The following is a 15,158-nucleotide window of genomic DNA, read 5'->3' on the forward strand; positions in this document are numbered from 1 at the left end:
TTCGGTGGGGGTTCCTCTAACGTACGACGACGCAGAGGGTGCCCGGCAGGGGTCAGGACCCAGGCAGGTTGACGAAGTACTTCCTGGCGGAGTGCCCGCGCTTGGAGCGCGCCAGCTCGGCGACGTGCTGTGCCTGGGCGGCGGAGAGGCGCCGCGCCTCCCACAGCAGAACGGCGGCGTCCATCGCCTCCGGGGCCGGGACCGGTGGCAGCTCACGTAGATGTACGCCCGCCAGCGTGGCCAGTTCTCTGGCGTCGATCCCCAGCAGGGCTGCGAAATCCGTCACCAAGCGCGGCGTCAATTCCTTGCGGCCGTCGCCGATTACACCGTAGGTGGACGCGGACAGGTAGGTGGGCGTCACCACCGCCAGGACCTTCGCCATGCCCGACCAGCCCAGATTGCGGTATTGGAGCATGCGGATGACCCAACCGCCCGGACCGGCATGGGATGCGAGCCGCTTCGCGGCGAAGACGGAAGGCCGTTTCTCCTGCGGCAGTGAGCGGATGAGCTGCAGGAGTTCACGCCGCTCGGCAGAAGGTAGGTGCACCGCATCCATCACGATGTACGGTGCCCACCGCTCGGCCGCGGTATCCAACGGGGCCATGTCCTCCGGGACCGCCAGTCCCGCGAGGATGAACAGATCGACTGCGCGGAAGCCCACGACAGGCGCGATCCGCCGGAGGAGCCCCTCGCTAGGGGCTTCCCCCGCGAGTACCCCTCGGACTGCGTTTGCCGTCAATTCGGCGCGATTGGCCAGCTTCTGCACACTGAACTCTCTTTGGTCCAGCAACCGAGCCAGCATCACGCCGAAACCGGGGTGCTCCGTCATGCCCGCAGCCTCATTCATCTGCTGATTGAACAGGTGCGGAACCGAAAGGATCAAGGCGTCATCGCGTCCGAGGTTCGCGCGGAGTGGTCTTGCGGGGTGCGCTGTTGCGGGAGGAGGGGGCCGAGGTGCAGGTGGCGGTTCATGTCGAGCTCGAACCTGCCGTAGGGGTTCACGTGCGTCCAGAAAAGCGGGGAGAGGCCGCGCCGGTCTGCCGCAGTGAGCTTGTCCGCCCACTTCGACTCGGCCAGGACCTCTTGGACCAGGAGCGTGTTGACGTGGACCAGGGCCGACTGGAGGAGGTGGAGGGCGAGCATCGAGATCTCCTGGCTCTCCTTGTCCTTGCCCGTCAGTTCGCCGTCCTTGCCGTAGAACAGGTCATGGTTCGCACTGTTCCAGTTCTCGACGACCTGCAGACCCTCACCGATCTCACGGCGCAGATCGGCGTCGGCCAGGTAGTCGCAGATGAAGGCGGTTCGTACGGCCCGCCCCAGTTCCTCGATGGCCCGGTAGGTGGGGTGCTTGGGACCTCCGCGGGTGAACCGGCGCAGGACCTGCTCGGCTTCCGCTGTGCCCAGGCGCAGGGCGGTGGTGTATTTGACGATCTGGTCGTACTGCTGGCGGATCAGTTCCCAGTCGATCGTCTTGGTGGACAGCACCGGGCCTAGGGCGTGTTTTAGAACTAACTCCGTGAGGTGGGGCGTCAGTCCGCCAGCCGTATTTGCGCGATCAGCGCGACGTGCTGATGTCACCGCAGCCGGGGGTGTCGATCCCATTGGTGCTGACGCACTCCGCGTACTCAAAGACGTGGTCAAGCCGCCCTCTGCTGCGATCGCCGTTGCCGAGCTGTTCAGTCTCGACGTACGTGACACCGTCTCTGGTGAAGACCCCGGTTACCCGGAAGTCGCGGTCGTGCTGCGGGTAACCGGGGTAGCGGCGGGCCCAGACAGAGCCGATCTTGGGGTGGGCGGTCATGTTGCCCAGTCTGTCACTCTCAGGACAGGGGGTGGTTGGCCTGTCTGGCTGGCGACATGCCGACGAGGGCGCGGGTACCGAGCCGCCAGTTTAGAAGTTGCTGGTGTGCCGGGTGGGTCGTCCGGGGAAGTTGCGGGCGGCCATCCAGATCGTGAGGTCGCGGGCGATCCGGTCGATGCTGGTCTCGCTGACGACGTCGTGTTCGCGGCGGGTGTTGTCGCGGCGGACGACCTCGTAGCCGCCTTCTTCCAGGACGGCGACCGAGGTGAACCAGACCGGGTCGTCCTCGTCGGGCTGGATGACGACGAAGGTGTTGTCCGAGTCGTTGAGGTCGTCGATCAGCATGAACAGGGCGTCCTCAGACGGGTCGTCAATGTGGTCGCCACTCTCGCTCTCGGCCCGGTAGTACGCAGCCCCCATCGGCCCTGTCTCCCCTCGACCCGCTGACCTGATCGCGGCCAGAATGACATGCGGGACCGACACGTCCGGCAGGTCACAGCCATTCGTTGATCGCGGCGATGAGGACGGTGGCTTCGAAGCGGACCGCGAGCTTGTCGAACCGGGTGGCCACCGCCCGGTTCCGCTTCAGCCGGTTGATGCCGCACTCGACCGCGTGCCGGGCCTTGTAGTCCTCGCGGTCGAAGGCCGGAGGCCGCCCGCCAGCCACTCCTCGGCGTTTGCGGTGGCCGGCCTGATCGGCAGGTTCCGGGATCGTGCAGCGAATCCCGCGCCGACGCAGATACGCACGGTTCGCGCGTGACGAATACGCTTTGTCGCCCCGCACCCGCAACGGACGGACCCTTGGCCGTCCCAGCCCGAGACGGGGAACCCGGATGGCTTCCAGCACGGCCGTGAACTGCGGGCTGTCTCCCCGCTGACCGGCTGTGACCAGCAGAGATAGCGGCTTCTGCCCTTGCTCGCAGGCCAGGTGAATCTTCGTGGTCCAGCCGCCGCGGGAGCGGCCCAGGCCGTGATCGTCGGGTTCGGCCGCATCGCCGCCCGGCGGCTCATTCTGGGTCTGGCCGTCGCGCCGGGCACCGGCCGCGTGCTGATGGGCCCGGCAGATCGTGGAGTCGACGTTCACGTCCCAAGTGATCAAACCGGCGGCGTCCGCCCGGGCCTGCAATCCGGTCAGGACCGCCGACCAGACACCATCGCGTTGCCAGCGACGGAAGAGCCCGTAGACCGTCTGCCATGGACCGTATTCCGTCGGCAGATCCCGCCACGGGGCCCCGGTCCGCACCCGCCAGCGGATCCCGTCGATCAACCGCCGTCGGCCGACCGACGGCCTGCCCACCTCCGCGACCGGCAACAACGGCCCCAGCGCCGCCCACTGGTCATCTGAAAGATCCCCTCGCCCCACACCGAGATCATCACGGCACGAGGCGAGACACGGACCCCAGTTCTAAAACACGGCCTAGCTGCGGCCACCGCTCGTCCTCGCCGGCGGCGGGGCGACACAGCCGGGCCGAACCGACGTTCTTCAGCCTGGGGAGCAGATTGAATCCGAGCATGTGAGCGAACGCGAACCCGACGATGGAGGCGCCATGGGTGTCGGTGTACTGCCGGTCGACCTCCATGTCGGTGCAGTGCCGCAGCACGCCCTCGATCATCGAGGCGACCTCGGAGGCCGAGCAGTGCTTGAGCTGGGAGTAGATGCACACCGACTTGCGTTCCACATGCCAGTAGATCATCACGCCCGGACCCCTGTAGCGCTGGTGCCACTCGGTCATGAAGTTGCTGGACCAGGCACCGAACTTGCGGCTGTCGGAAGCGCACGCGGTGCCCGCGCCCCACCAGGTCTCGTCCCTGGCTGCGAAGGTGTGATTGACGAGCTTGATCAGCGCGGACCTCATGTTGGTCTGGTTCACGAAGAGGTGCCGGATCCGGCGCAGGACCGCCTCGGACTCGCCGTGCTTGCCGGTGGCCACTACTCGCTTGATGCCCATGTTGGTGCCCAGTGCGAACAGCACCAGCAGCAGCCGGCGCCGCAGGACATCACGTGGGACCGCCTCCCGCGAGGCCACCGAGGCGAACTCGGAGGTGAAGCTGGTGGCGAACTCGGCTTCTTTGAGGATGTCGATCAGGTCGATCGTCCCCCAACGGCGCTGAATCTCGGCTTTCAGGGCGACCAGGTTCTCCGGCTCCTCCTGCTTGGCCAGCGGGGAGACCTTGATCCACGGCTCGCCATGCTTCCTGATGATCTCCACCCCACCCGTGGTGCCCAGTTCCAACGCGCGGTCGAAGCCCGTGAGTGCGTCGCGCAGCCGCTTCTGCAGGGCGGCGATGAACTCCTGCGGGTCCTGCGGCTGGCGGATCGCCGAGTAGTGCACGTCGCGGTTGTCCTCGAAGTCCGGGGGCAGGTCGTCCTCCGGGTTGCGCCAGCGGCTGGCCCCGGCCACCCAGATCTCGCGACGCCGCAGCGCGTCCCGCAGGCTGACCAGCACGCACAGCTCATAGGGAATGCGCTCGACCCGGCCCTTGTCGTCCACCACCGCGGCCCGCCACTGCTCGGGCACCACCCCCTCCAGCGGCACTCTCTCCGCCGCGTCGAAGAACGCCCCGTCCTTGATCGGCTGGTCCAGGTAGCGCTTGAGCAGGTCGATCGCGTCCATGACCGGCCTGTAGGCGGTGTTGTTGCTCTTCAGCTCCCAAGCCGACAAAAGCGGCGAGAGCATTCGGCGCCAGTGCGCCGAGTACGAGGACCGCAGCACCGTACGGATCCGAGCCTTGTACTTGGCCTCGTTCGCCGCAGCCTCCGCCGCCAGCGCCTTGAGCATCTTCTCCCCGCCGACCGCCGGATAGATCACCTTGCGGACCGTGCCGGACGGCTCGGCCAAGGCGGCCTCAGCGACCCGCAGCATCATCGCCTCCTTGCCGCGGACCTTCTTCAGCTCCTTGACGAACTCGCCCTCGACCTTCTTCTCCGCCTTCGTATTGATCTTCTGCACCAACTGGATGAACAAGTCCACCAGCGAGTCGGTGATCTCGGTCTCGCGCACATGGCACAGCGCCGCCAGCAGCGTGTACCGCACAGGCCCCGGCGCGGCCACAAGGTCCGACGGATACTCCTTCGCCGCACGCGCCCGCCACGCCGACACCAGCTTCTCCGAGAACTCCCCGAACAACTCGGGCGGCAGCTCCAACTGGCGTACCCGCTGCAGCTTGTTCACCTCCGTCAGCAGGCTGTCCAGGCCCAGCGCGCCGGGGTCCGCCTTCAGCTCGGTGAAGAACGTCCGGCCCCCGCCCACCCTGCCCTCATCCCCGTCGTCATCAGCCACCAGGTCGTCCAGCCGGGACCGCGAGGCCGCAGACAACCGCTCCACCGTCGTCGCGCAGAACCCCTCCTCGAAGGTGTTCACTGCCGAGGCGACCAGCCGCGTGACCTTCGCGGGCGCCGGCGGTTCCAGACGATCGTTGCGGCACCGCGCTACCACCGCTGCCGCCAGCCGGTCCCTGTTCAGCTCCACCGGACACAGCTCGGCCGCCAACCACTGCGCGAGCTGGACCTGGTCCTCCTGTGTGCAGTCGCGGAACCCGAATGCCGCCCGGACCTCCATCCGGTGCCGCTTGATCGCCCGCCCGGACCAGTCGTAGGCGCCCCACTCCTCGGCCAGCACCTTCACCTGCTGGGCCACGTATGACACTGCGGCCGCCGGGACCTCCGCCGCTTCCTCCGGAAAGCGCGCCTCCACCTCGAAGAACTTCAATAGCAGTGCGAAGCCCAGCCGGTTCGCCCCCGACTTGTTCCGAAGCCGCTCCTGGTCCTCCTCCAGCAGCGTCCAGACCTCAATCAGGTCCTCCGGTTCCCACTCCCGACGCACGCCCGACCCCTCTCCTCGATCACCACAACGTGACCAAGTTGAATGCGAGCACCACAGAGGCAGGGCCAGAACGCCGGAATCCGGGACAACCGGCCGTCAGATCGGCTACAGAGAGCTACTTGTCACTTCGCGGCAGCTTCGGGAGTAGAGGGCCCGGAAGCGCGCACGGGCATCCCCCGGCACCGGCCGTGTTCCCCGGGGTCTCTTGGCTTCAATCTTGGGCAGGCTGGGAAGCGGCATGCAGAGAGATGATCAATCCGGACAGGAGCGTTACGGTGGCGGACTCGGTGGAAGAGCAGCTCATCACCATCATCAGTTCCCTACTAGACAGGGAACTGGGCGAAGTCCGGCCGGACACGGAGCTTGAGGGTGATCTGGGCCTCGACCGTATCCATCGAGTGGAGTTGTCGACCCGGATCTCGAAGATGTAAGGGGTCGGTGTCGACGACTTGGACATGGTGGATACGTTCGGCGAACTCGTCGATGTTGTGCGGTCGGCTGGCGCGTAGCGCGTCACAAAGATCCGGCTCGCCGCACTCCCTCACGCGCCGGCGTCGCTTCGTCGAAGGGGTCTTCCACCTGCGGGTGGACGACCCCTATTTCGTATGTCCGGAAAGGCCGCGGCTGCCCCTCGCATCCGAAAGGCGGGCACCGTAGTTGCCGATCGGGGACAGGTACGGCGCGCAGTAACAGTTGGTCAGTCGGACGCCCCAGCGAATGCGGGATGACGCTCCGCGACTGTTCCCCAAGATCTGTGACAGACCCGAGTTACGTGGACGCCGACGGCCGCCAGCGGTCTCACTGGCGCAGTCCCGGACGCCGCCCGATCGCCAGGTCCGTCGGAACGTACGCCCGGGGCAGGACCCGTTGAGCTGTCTGAACCGGCTTGGTCGGAACCCACTTCAACTCCTCAACGATCGACCGGTGGGCGGCCACGTCCAGCATCGCCCGCGGTACGGGCGTTCCTGCGCTCTGCGCGGCGGACAGGAGAGCGGCCGCGCCCTTCTGCTCCGCGCTCATCACCGTCGCGTAGACGCCCTTCAGGGACTCGACCTGCCGCGGGTGGACGGGGTAGAAGGACCGGTTCTTGTCCAGAGTGGGGGGCCGGTGCTCGTCGGTGTTGGTCACCAGGCCGGCCTGGGCCCGGACGACGACCCACGGGGCGGCGCCGGCCATCTGCCAGCCGGTGGCGGAGAGTCGGTACGCCGTCGCGGCCAGGGCTCCCACTCCCCCGGCGTCGGCGACGATGTCGTCGGCCGGCCTGGCCGCTCCCGGCGGCTGCTTGGGCGTCCACTCGGGGCCGAACAGCAGCTGGCCCAGGCGCACGGTGCTGGTCCGGGAGATCACCACCGCGGGGTGGGGATCGGTCGCCGGCATCTGAACCGTCCTGCCTTGGCGGACCTGTGCCAATCCCGGTGGTGGGAGTGGTGGATGTTCCCGCGGATCGGCCGTATCGACGACGGTGTCCCAGGCGTCGGCGGCGCTGTCCCAGGCCTTCGAGGACTCCCTCAGCGCCATGGCGGCGCTCTTCAGACCGTCCTTTACGGGGCCGTCCGGCATTTCCCCGGCGACGTGGAACAGGGTGCGCCCCGCGAGCAGCCGGCTCATCGAGTTCCAGGAGGAGAGCTGCTTGAGGTCCGAGCCGCTGAGCCGCTGGTCGGCGCGGTCGTGCAGGGCGGTGTACGCGGCGCGGGAGAGGCGCTCGCAGTCCTCGCTGAGGCGGGTGGCGACTGCGCTGGTCGGATCCGTCGCCGCGGCCTGGACCGGTTCGACGGGCAGGGCCGCGGGGAAGGAGGCGAGGTCGTGATCGGCGTCGCGGGTCGCCGCCCGCGCGTAGACGGATGCGTGGTCCAGGGAGCTCCTCGCCTGCTGGAAGGCCTCGACCGCGCCGGGGTGCTCGGCGCCCTGGGTGAGCCGTTGCACGACGTGCCCCGCCTCCCAGGCGACCTCGGAGTACCGCCGGGCGAGGTAGTCGAACGCCTTCTGGTGCCGCAGGAGGTAGGCGTACGGGGCCAGCGGGGCCCGGTCGGGCCCGAGATGGCTGCCGATCGTGTCGCGCACGGCGCCCACGGCCCGCGCCGCGGAGACGATCCGCTCACCGGCCGGCCCGCCTTCGCCTCCCGACGGGGCCAGATACCGGCGAGCGGTGCCCAGCGACTCGCGCGCATCACCCAGGCAGTCCTCCAGGTTCCGCTCCGCCTGCGTCAGGGCCCGCCGCACCCGCTGGTCCTCGGCCGTCGGGGTTGGGGTATAGGCCCGGGGCCCGAGCCCCTTTTGGACTTGTAACAGCAGGCCGTCGACCTCGTCGGCCAGCGCGGCCCGCTCGTCGGACGGGATGGACGCGAGAGGAGTCTGTGCCACCTCCTGCAGGTGTGCGATCGCGACGTCGAAAAGCTCCCCGAGCGTCGCCACCTCACTGCCCCCGCACGAAGGACAGAGCCCTGGCCGCACCGGATGCCAGCTCCCCGACCTCGACCAGGGCGCGGGCCGATGCCTCGTCCGCCACCTCACCGGCCGACAGCCGCGTCAGCGCATCGCTGACGTGCTCCAGCAGCCGGACGTACGGAGCGAGTCCGGCGGCCCCCGGTCCCGGCGGCGGAGCCGTGACCGGCCTACTGGTCTCCGGCAGCGGAAGGCGGTCCTGGCCCTCCGAACACTGCTGCGAGGCGATCATCGCCTGCAACTCGTCGCTGCCCTCGTCGAACGTGATGCTGTGGGCGAGCTTGGTGGCCATGCCGAAGATGTCCCAAGCCGCCGCCAGCACCGCCGCCGCATCCTCGGAATCCAGCTGCCGGTCCAGCTCCAGTAGCGCTGATGCAGACATCAACGACCCCTCCTTCGTGTCGGAATGGGGTTGATCGTCCCACCTCGCGCCCACCCGGCGGGCCAGCCTGTGGACAAGCCTGACGCTGTGGAGAACTCCCCCGCCCTGTCGTTGGTGGGGCGCAGACTTACGTCGTCTCACCCGTGAGGGTGCGCCTTTGTATCCAGCCGTCCAGCCGCATCGAAGCGCTTCTTCCGCTCGATGTTGAAGCCCTGCCGAATGCGCGAAGACCCCGACCTCAAGGGAGGTCAGGGGCCCTTGCGTGCGAACAGGCGTTACAGCGCCCCGTGCTTCACAGCGTCGATCATGGCCATGAAGGCGGAGCCGGCCGAGGTGATGACGGGTCCCCGGCTCCCGTGCGGTCCCGGGCGGCCGTATTGGCGACCAGCTCGCGGACGGGGCTGGCAGCCCGGTGGTCGGAGGCTCGCGTCACAGCTTGAAGAGCACGCCGCGCCAGGTCCAGCCCACGCCGAGGACTGCTCGCTGCAGGGGGTTCCTCATGTCCTGTGTAGCGAAGCGGAAGGTCTCGGCCTTGTGCTGGCGCCCGTCCGCCCCCGGTCTGGTCTCCCATTGGCGGTAGACCTTGTTCGCCGGTCCGCGGCCGTACTGTCTGCGGGCCCCGTCTGCCGTCGGCTCCCAACATTCCTCGAGCACTCGTACCTCGTGCGCCGCTGGGTCCAGGCGCATCCTGGTCCTGAGGGTCAAGTCCAGCGCCGGGAACTCGAACTCCGCCACCAAGTCCGCGCCCTCCTTCGGGGTCCCCTCGCGTACGACGAACCGTACGTCCGGGCCGTTGACCGCGAGCAGCGCGGCCCTGACCTCCGGGGCGGGCCGTGCCGCGACACCGCTGCGCGGGTACTTGGTACCGGTCCACCGGTCCGTGAAGCGGCCCATGGCTACGCCCCCGCCCCGGTGTCGGGCCGCACGGTGCGCACGAATTCCTGGAATTCCGACAGGACAGCGTCGTGCTGGGCCTCGGTGGCGGTCAGGGCAAGCCGGATCACCGCGCGCTTGTGCGGATCCACGATGTCCTGCAGGCACAGGTACACCTGGGACTGGACCAGGTCACGGCGTACGCCACCGACGACGGTTGAAAGGCTCACTCGCTGGGCCAGGGCCGGTGCGTCCGCAGAGCCGACTTCGCGGCGCTGGGCCTCCAGCTCCGGGTCGCCTACGCTGCGCAGTCGCTCCACCGACTCGTCCGCGACCCCGGCAAGCGTCTCGGCCTCGGCCAGGAGCCGCCCGTCGATGGTGATGTTGGCGGCGAATCCGTCGTCCGGTCGCGGGTGCACGGCGGCGAAGGCCACTGCCTCGTCGTCGAGTCCGTTCGGCTTCGCCGGGAGCCAGCCATCCGGCAGGCGGAATTCGATCGGCACGGGCAGTGTCGCGGGCATTCGGGGCTTTCCTTCCACGGAAACGTACATCAGCTGAACAGGTCGCCCAGTGCGTCGGCAGCGTCACCGATGGCGTCGGACACCTTGTGCGGATCAACGGTGATTTCGAGTCCGACCTTTCCACCGAGGATGGGGGAGAGTCCCGCGTCGCCGCCGATCTTCCACTTTCCGGTCTCCTTGTCCTTCTTGTAACCCCACCATGCCTCCGCACCGGGGCCCGCCCACCCTTCGGCGTTCACACCGACTCCGATGCCGAAGGCCTCCGCACCGCCGGCGAGTGTGCCTTTGGCCCCCGCGAACGCCTTCGCACCGACGGAGACCTCCTGCTTGGTCGCCTTGGCGCTGACGCCCGCCTCGGCGCCGGCAAAGCCCTCCGCCCGGCCGTAGCCTCCGACGTAGCCGTACTCGGCCCGCCCCTCGGTCAGTGCCCGTACGCCTATGGACGCCTCGGCCTTGGCTGAAGCGCCCTGGTCGGTGAATCCGTAGTTCGCGCTGGCTCTGCCTCCGCCATAGATGTCGGCGATCCCGGAGAGCTGCAGGTCACCCGCGGCCGTCGACCCCTTCGCGGTTTCGTGAAAGAGGTCCGCGTACGCCTTGACCGATCCCTCCTTGCCGTACTTGGGACCGCTGACGGTGACGCCGGTCTTGCTGTCCGGGTTCGTGCCGACGCTGGATTCGTCGGGCTTCATCGCCTTCTTCAAGTCGCCCTCGGCTCCGGCGTTGAACCCGCTGAACGTTTCGTCGGCGCCCTTGCCGAAAGCGTCCTTGTTGCTGTCGGCACCGGCCCGCCCGAGGGCGACCTTCACACCCTCGTCGAGCGTGGAGACGGCCTTCACACCGTCGTCGATGTGCTGCTGCCACTTGGCGACGGCGGTCCGGATGGAGGCTTCGCCGTCGGGGTCGTGGTGGTAGGCGCTGCGCTCGGCGGGGGTGAGTTTGGTGTAGTCGAAGGCGACGTGTCCCTGCTCGGAGACGGTCATGCCGGCGGCTACCGCGTCGGCCCGGGCGCTGTCGAGCCTCTTCTTGAGGTCCGTGAACATCTCGTGGGCATCACGCAGGAGACTGGCTATCGCCTTGGCCTGGATCTGTGCGGCGGCGTATTCGTAGCGGGTCGCCGCAAAACTCGTGTGCGCGACCCCGGAGCTGACGCCCGACCAGCTTCCGCCCGTGGTGATCTTCTGAACACTGTCCCCGTAGCGGGTCTCGACCTTCTTGAACTCGCCTGCCATCTCATCCCACTTGGAGGCGGCAGTCGTCAGCAGACCCAGGTCCGTGGTCATGACTTTGTAATAGGTCAGCATCGTCGGCCCCTACAGACCGTTCAGCTTTGACGGTGACACCAGGAACTGGTTGCCCAGGCCCGTGTCATTTCGTACGAAAAGACCCGAGGCCCCGTGCAGCGCGGCCCGCTCCCCCGCCAGGCGGCCCATCAAGGCATTCACCTGCTGGTCCCACGTGTCCGCCAGCTTCTTCAGCCCCGCGGCCGTCTCCCAGTCTTCAAAGCCCTTCGCGGCGGCCTCTGTCGCCGCATCCGAATGCGTCGCGGCCTTCTTCGTATTCGGCTGTATCTCCGTCTCGATCATGCCTGCCGCTGCTGTCTTCTGCGCCGGTGTCGAGGCGAAGTCCGCAGGCCCACCCGGGACCAGCGGCCCCGCCGGCGCACCGTTCAACTGCATACCCGTCTCCGCGGCGCCTGCGCGCTCATGGTTCCAGTCCCGGTCGAACGACATCGCTCCCCCTCCGCCCAACTGTCCGGAGGATCACTCTAATCGAATGAGTCGAACTCATTTCCGGAGTTGCGCTTAGCGATCGCCAATGTCCGATACCTCCACGTGCGGCACTGCGGCGGGCACCGCCCCCCCCGACCCCCCGCGGCCGCCGAGCAATGTCCGCGCCGACCCGTCGGTCGACCCGCTGGCGTTCGCGTTGCTCAGCACAGCCTTCCGCTGCGCGACGTACGAATGCGAGGCCAACGGCATCGGCGCGGCCAACGTCTGGCCCATGCCCGGAATGGGCAGCGGCCACCATCACACGCGGCGCCTGACCGGCCTTCCGAGCAGCTCGGTCAAGTCTGCCTCGACGGCCGCGAGCAGCTTGGGTCCCCAGACGGTCAGTGTCTGTTCCCAGGGGTGGCCGAAGGTGCCCAGGCGCAGGTCGTCGGTGAGGTGGAGGTAGTAGTCGCCATTGGGATAGGCGCCTTTGCCGGGCCGGGGCGGCCGTCCGGGAACATCGGTGCGGCGGGGGTCGTAGCGATAGCCGTCGTGATTCCAGTCGAGCCAGTGGACGAACTCCCCGGGCTCGGTGGCGATGAGCAGTCCGCGCTGGACGATCGCGTCGAGTTCCGCGGGGAGGTCCGGGACGATCCGGTGGTGGGAGTGCAGGTTCCAGACGGCGGAGGGCACGGGATCGGTGATCGCGGGCCGGTTGGCGGCGCTCGGCCGGAAGTCGAAGTCCGCGTAGAAGCGGTCCCACAGCGGACCGTCGTCGTGGAGCCAGTCGAGGAACTGTGCGGGGCGGGTGGTCTCGGGGGTGCCCGGCGGGCTCCAGTGGTAGGAGCGGACAGTGGCGGCCTCGGTGAAGCCGGCTGCCAGGAGCCCTTCACGCAGGAGGCCGTCGGCTTCGGCGAGCAGGGGGTGGTTGAGCCAGCTGCTCTGCCGCCAACGGTCGGTGCAGACTCGGACGAAGTCCACATCGTCACTGGTGAAGCCACCAATGAGAGCGAAGGGGGGTTCGTCGGCGTGCGCCCAGGCGACCTCGGTGACGATCCCGTCCTCCAGCAGGACCTCGATGAGGACGTCACCCTCGTCCGAAGAACCGTCCGCGATCATTTCCGCGTACGGTGCCGCGTGGGGCCCGGGGGAACCGACGGCGACCTCCCAAGCTCGCTCAGCCTGGCCCCGTACCCGGTACAGATTGTGAACCCCCTCCCGGGGCTCCGCCACGTCGGTGGGTTGCTCACCGGGCAGCGGGGCGGCGATCAGCACCGAGCGTTCCCAGCCGGGGGTGAACCCCGCCGCCGTCAGTTCCTGTGCCAGATCCGGCGAGTCGTGCCCGTACACCTTCCACTCCACCTGCTCCGCACGCTCCGTGAAAGCCTTCTGCTGGCTGCGCACCACTGCGGCGGTGTCCGTACCGGGAACGAGGGGGGCGTGCTCGGCGGTGCCGTGCGTGCCGTAGTGCCGGCGTACGACCGGCCCGTCGACCTCGACGACGACCCCGACCGGATGCCACGCGGGAACCCGCCCCCGCAGCCCCTCGTGCATCGCCCACCATTCACCCATGTCCATGATCGGGAGCCTAGACGGGACCGCACGGGTCAACTACGGGGCTCAGCCCGCAGGCTGATGTACGAATGGGGGGCGGGCGCGGAGCAGCCGGCGCCCCGTGGTCAGTCGGCGCCGGGGAAGCTGACGAGTAGCTCCTTGCGGTCGATCAGTCCGGCTCCCTCGCCCACGAGGGTGACCTTGGCGAGAGGGCCGTGCCGCTTGGTCTCAGGTCGGGGCGGATACCAGCTCAGCGCGGTCAGCCGCACCTCGACACCGGGCACACCGACGGCCCGGAACACCATCCCTGCCGCCGGCTCGCCGGTGAATGCCTGCACCACGCACACCAGCTCGTCCGCGGAACTCTTCGCGATCTGGAACACGGAGATCCGGGCGGCAGTCGGCAGTTCCGGTTGGGCGGCAATTACATCGATGATCAGCTCGATGTCTTCCGAGGCGGCAAGGCAGAATGCCTGATCGCTCTGGCTGATTTCGCCTCTGAGGTCAATCCAGTCCCCATCCGGCCCGCCTTCGGCGATCAGCCGCGACGGCACAAGCAGGGAGTTCCTCTTCTCCGTGAAGGACCAGTCGATGTTCCTCGGCGCCTCGCGTGCCACGGAGTGGAACATCTCCTGCAGTTCGGGGTGCGGTTCACTGAAACGCCAGCCGAGCGAGGGGAGTTGGATCAGCCCGGTGATGTTGTTCGTCTCGCTCGCGGACTTCATCCAGACCACCGGAGCGAATCGTTCGAGGGCGCCCTTGGCCCGACGGAAGCGCGAGTGCGGTTCCCCCTCGCTTTTCATCGCCACTCCTTCTCCCCGTGCAGTCTTCTCAACTCGCCGAGGTCGGCCTCGCCGTTACCCAGTCCGCATTGGTGATTCCGCTGGCCCCGGCCTCGATGCCTGCCTGGCCCGAACCCGCGCAACTCCCCGACGGCTGCGGGGAGCCCGTCCGTAATGTTCTTGACCGCGAAAGGACTCATCTCCAGGTCTTTGCCGCTGTCACCGCTCAGGTGTCCACCGCCCAGTGCTTCGGCGACAGGCTAGTGCCTCTGCCGTGCTTCGTGATCTTCATTTCCGCGGCGGGGATCGGAACCGGCCATTGTTGCGATTTCGGGTCGCAGGGGGCCGGGTCAGTGCTCCGGAAGAACAGCAGGCCAGGCCGGGGGGCGGGGCGGCGGCGAGTCGCGCGCCGGGCAGGTGCGGGAGTGTCGGCCTGCGCTCTGTCGCCGACTAGCTGGGAGTCAAGCTGGACGGAACGGCCACGCGGGTCCTACACGGTGGCGTCGTCGAGGAGCGCGGCGGCTTCGTGGTGGCCGGCGGCGCGCTGGAGCTCGGCCAGTTCGATGGCATGCCGATTGAGGAGGTCGGTGGCGAAGCGGACGGCCCGGTGCTCGGGGTGGCCCTGCTCCACGAAGACCGCTGCCAGCTCCCCGAGCGCGGTGGTCTTGGCCGATGCGGGACCGGCCGCCGCGCCGGTTCGGTGTCCGTCGATGCGGGTGAAGGCGGCACGGAAGGCGGCGGCAGTGGGCTTGTCCATGCGGTAGCCGCCGGTCTTCTGCCAGCTGGAGTGGCCGTCGTAGGTTGAGGTCAACGGGTTGGCAGTGCCTTCGGGCAGGATCCCCGCTTTGATGGCGCGCTTGATGGCCTTGGTGAGAGCGGCAGTTGGGCCGTGCAGGGCGGTCTCGCCGTGGGTGGCCCGGTAGTGGGCGCCATCGACCCAGCCGTCGCCGTCGGCAACGGCGCGGAGCAGGTCGGTGGCGCGGCCGTTGAGCTTGCGCAGGACTTCCTCGGCCTGCTCGGAGGTCCAGTCGGCGGATGCGGCGGAGTCGTTCCCGGTTTCCGGTGCGGTGGCGACGGCGCCGAGTTCGGCGGCCAGGGCGAGCAGCTTGGCCTCGACCCGGGCCTCGAACTCCTCGCCGGTGCCCTGGATCTGAAAAGTGACGTGCACCAGAGAATCCCTCCTAGCGAAATGACAACGGATTGAGCACTGACTTGCATGATGGCTCCCCCGGAAAGGTGAGTCAATCCTCAATCACTGGTCGATACCTGC

General features: G+C 68.2%; 14 protein-coding genes and 1 pseudogene. All 15 read right to left on the bottom strand.

Annotated features, from left to right (window positions below; genetic code table 11):
- Positions 1–52: 52 nt before the first annotated feature.
- The gene (locus tag OHU74_RS36730) at positions 53–883 is read right to left on the bottom strand and encodes a hypothetical protein (protein ID WP_331721179.1); all 831 of its coding nucleotides are present in this window, start codon (positions 881–883) and stop codon (positions 53–55) included.
- Positions 880–1,533 (bottom strand): annotated as a pseudogene (locus tag OHU74_RS36735) (Tn3 family transposase); the annotation flags it as partial. The gene OHU74_RS36730 and the pseudogene OHU74_RS36735, both read right to left, overlap by 4 nt.
- A gap of 22 nt (positions 1,534–1,555) precedes the next feature.
- On the bottom strand, positions 1,556–1,801 hold the full coding sequence (locus tag OHU74_RS36740) for a hypothetical protein (protein ID WP_326702228.1): 246 nt from the start codon (positions 1,799–1,801) through the stop codon (positions 1,556–1,558).
- Positions 1,802–1,891: 90 nt separating this feature from the next.
- On the bottom strand, positions 1,892–2,221 hold the full coding sequence (locus tag OHU74_RS36745) for a hypothetical protein (protein ID WP_331721180.1): 330 nt from the start codon (positions 2,219–2,221) through the stop codon (positions 1,892–1,894).
- Positions 2,222–2,294: 73 nt separating this feature from the next.
- Complete coding sequence (locus tag OHU74_RS36750; protein WP_331721181.1) at positions 2,295–3,164, bottom strand: IS5 family transposase; 870 nt, start codon at positions 3,162–3,164, stop codon at positions 2,295–2,297.
- Between the two features lie 10 nt (positions 3,165–3,174).
- Positions 3,175–5,625, bottom strand: a complete 2,451-nt coding sequence (locus tag OHU74_RS36755) for a Tn3 family transposase (RefSeq protein ID WP_331721182.1) — start codon at positions 5,623–5,625, stop codon at positions 3,175–3,177.
- A gap of 798 nt (positions 5,626–6,423) precedes the next feature.
- Complete coding sequence (locus OHU74_RS36760; protein ID WP_371619923.1) at positions 6,424–7,986, bottom strand: hypothetical protein; 1,563 nt, start codon at positions 7,984–7,986, stop codon at positions 6,424–6,426.
- A gap of 52 nt (positions 7,987–8,038) precedes the next feature.
- Positions 8,039–8,449 carry a hypothetical protein gene (locus OHU74_RS36765; RefSeq protein WP_331721185.1) on the bottom strand — a complete coding sequence of 137 codons (411 nt, stop codon included), beginning with the start codon at positions 8,447–8,449 and terminating at the stop codon, positions 8,039–8,041.
- Between the two features lie 429 nt (positions 8,450–8,878).
- The gene (locus OHU74_RS36770; protein WP_331721186.1) at positions 8,879–9,343 is read right to left on the bottom strand and encodes a hypothetical protein; all 465 of its coding nucleotides are present in this window, start codon (positions 9,341–9,343) and stop codon (positions 8,879–8,881) included.
- A 2-nt stretch (positions 9,344–9,345) separates the two neighbouring features.
- Positions 9,346–9,843: a hypothetical protein gene (locus OHU74_RS36775; protein WP_371619924.1), complete on the bottom strand. Its 498-nt coding sequence runs from the start codon at positions 9,841–9,843 to the stop codon at positions 9,346–9,348.
- 29 nt (positions 9,844–9,872) lie between these two features.
- Positions 9,873–11,123 carry a hypothetical protein gene (locus tag OHU74_RS36780; protein ID WP_371619925.1) on the bottom strand — a complete coding sequence of 417 codons (1,251 nt, stop codon included), beginning with the start codon at positions 11,121–11,123 and terminating at the stop codon, positions 9,873–9,875.
- 30 nt (positions 11,124–11,153) lie between these two features.
- On the bottom strand, positions 11,154–11,573 hold the full coding sequence (locus OHU74_RS36785; RefSeq protein WP_331721189.1) for a hypothetical protein: 420 nt from the start codon (positions 11,571–11,573) through the stop codon (positions 11,154–11,156).
- 297 nt (positions 11,574–11,870) lie between these two features.
- Positions 11,871–13,130: a DUF2716 domain-containing protein gene (locus tag OHU74_RS36790; RefSeq protein WP_331721190.1), complete on the bottom strand. Its 1,260-nt coding sequence runs from the start codon at positions 13,128–13,130 to the stop codon at positions 11,871–11,873.
- A 101-nt stretch (positions 13,131–13,231) separates the two neighbouring features.
- Positions 13,232–13,831, bottom strand: coding sequence for a hypothetical protein (locus tag OHU74_RS36795; protein ID WP_371619926.1), 600 nt, complete (start codon positions 13,829–13,831; stop codon positions 13,232–13,234).
- 547 nt (positions 13,832–14,378) lie between these two features.
- Positions 14,379–15,056: a hypothetical protein gene (locus OHU74_RS36800; RefSeq protein ID WP_331721192.1), complete on the bottom strand. Its 678-nt coding sequence runs from the start codon at positions 15,054–15,056 to the stop codon at positions 14,379–14,381.
- Positions 15,057–15,158 lie beyond the last annotated feature (102 nt).

Origin of the sequence: Streptomyces sp. NBC_00454 (assembly GCF_041434015.1) — a bacterium.
Taxonomy (GTDB): Bacteria; Actinomycetota; Actinomycetes; order Streptomycetales; family Streptomycetaceae; genus Streptomyces.

Coding starts and splice junctions, on each gene's coding strand:
- OHU74_RS36790 (WP_331721190.1), bottom strand. CDS start 13,130: ATGGACATGGGTGAATGGTGGGCGATGCACGAGGGGCTGCGGGGGCGG.
- OHU74_RS36765 (WP_331721185.1), bottom strand. CDS start 8,449: ATGTCTGCATCAGCGCTACTGGAGCTGGACCGGCAGCTGGATTCCGAG.
- OHU74_RS36770 (WP_331721186.1), bottom strand. CDS start 9,343: ATGGGCCGCTTCACGGACCGGTGGACCGGTACCAAGTACCCGCGCAGC.
- OHU74_RS36745 (WP_331721180.1), bottom strand. CDS start 2,221: ATGGGGGCTGCGTACTACCGGGCCGAGAGCGAGAGTGGCGACCACATT.
- OHU74_RS36780 (WP_371619925.1), bottom strand. CDS start 11,123: ATGACCACGGACCTGGGTCTGCTGACGACTGCCGCCTCCAAGTGGGAT.
- OHU74_RS36785 (WP_331721189.1), bottom strand. CDS start 11,573: ATGTCGTTCGACCGGGACTGGAACCATGAGCGCGCAGGCGCCGCGGAG.
- OHU74_RS36775 (WP_371619924.1), bottom strand. CDS start 9,843: ATGCCCGCGACACTGCCCGTGCCGATCGAATTCCGCCTGCCGGATGGC.
- OHU74_RS36795 (WP_371619926.1), bottom strand. CDS start 13,831: ATGAAGTCCGCGAGCGAGACGAACAACATCACCGGGCTGATCCAACTC.
- OHU74_RS36740 (WP_326702228.1), bottom strand. CDS start 1,801: ATGACCGCCCACCCCAAGATCGGCTCTGTCTGGGCCCGCCGCTACCCC.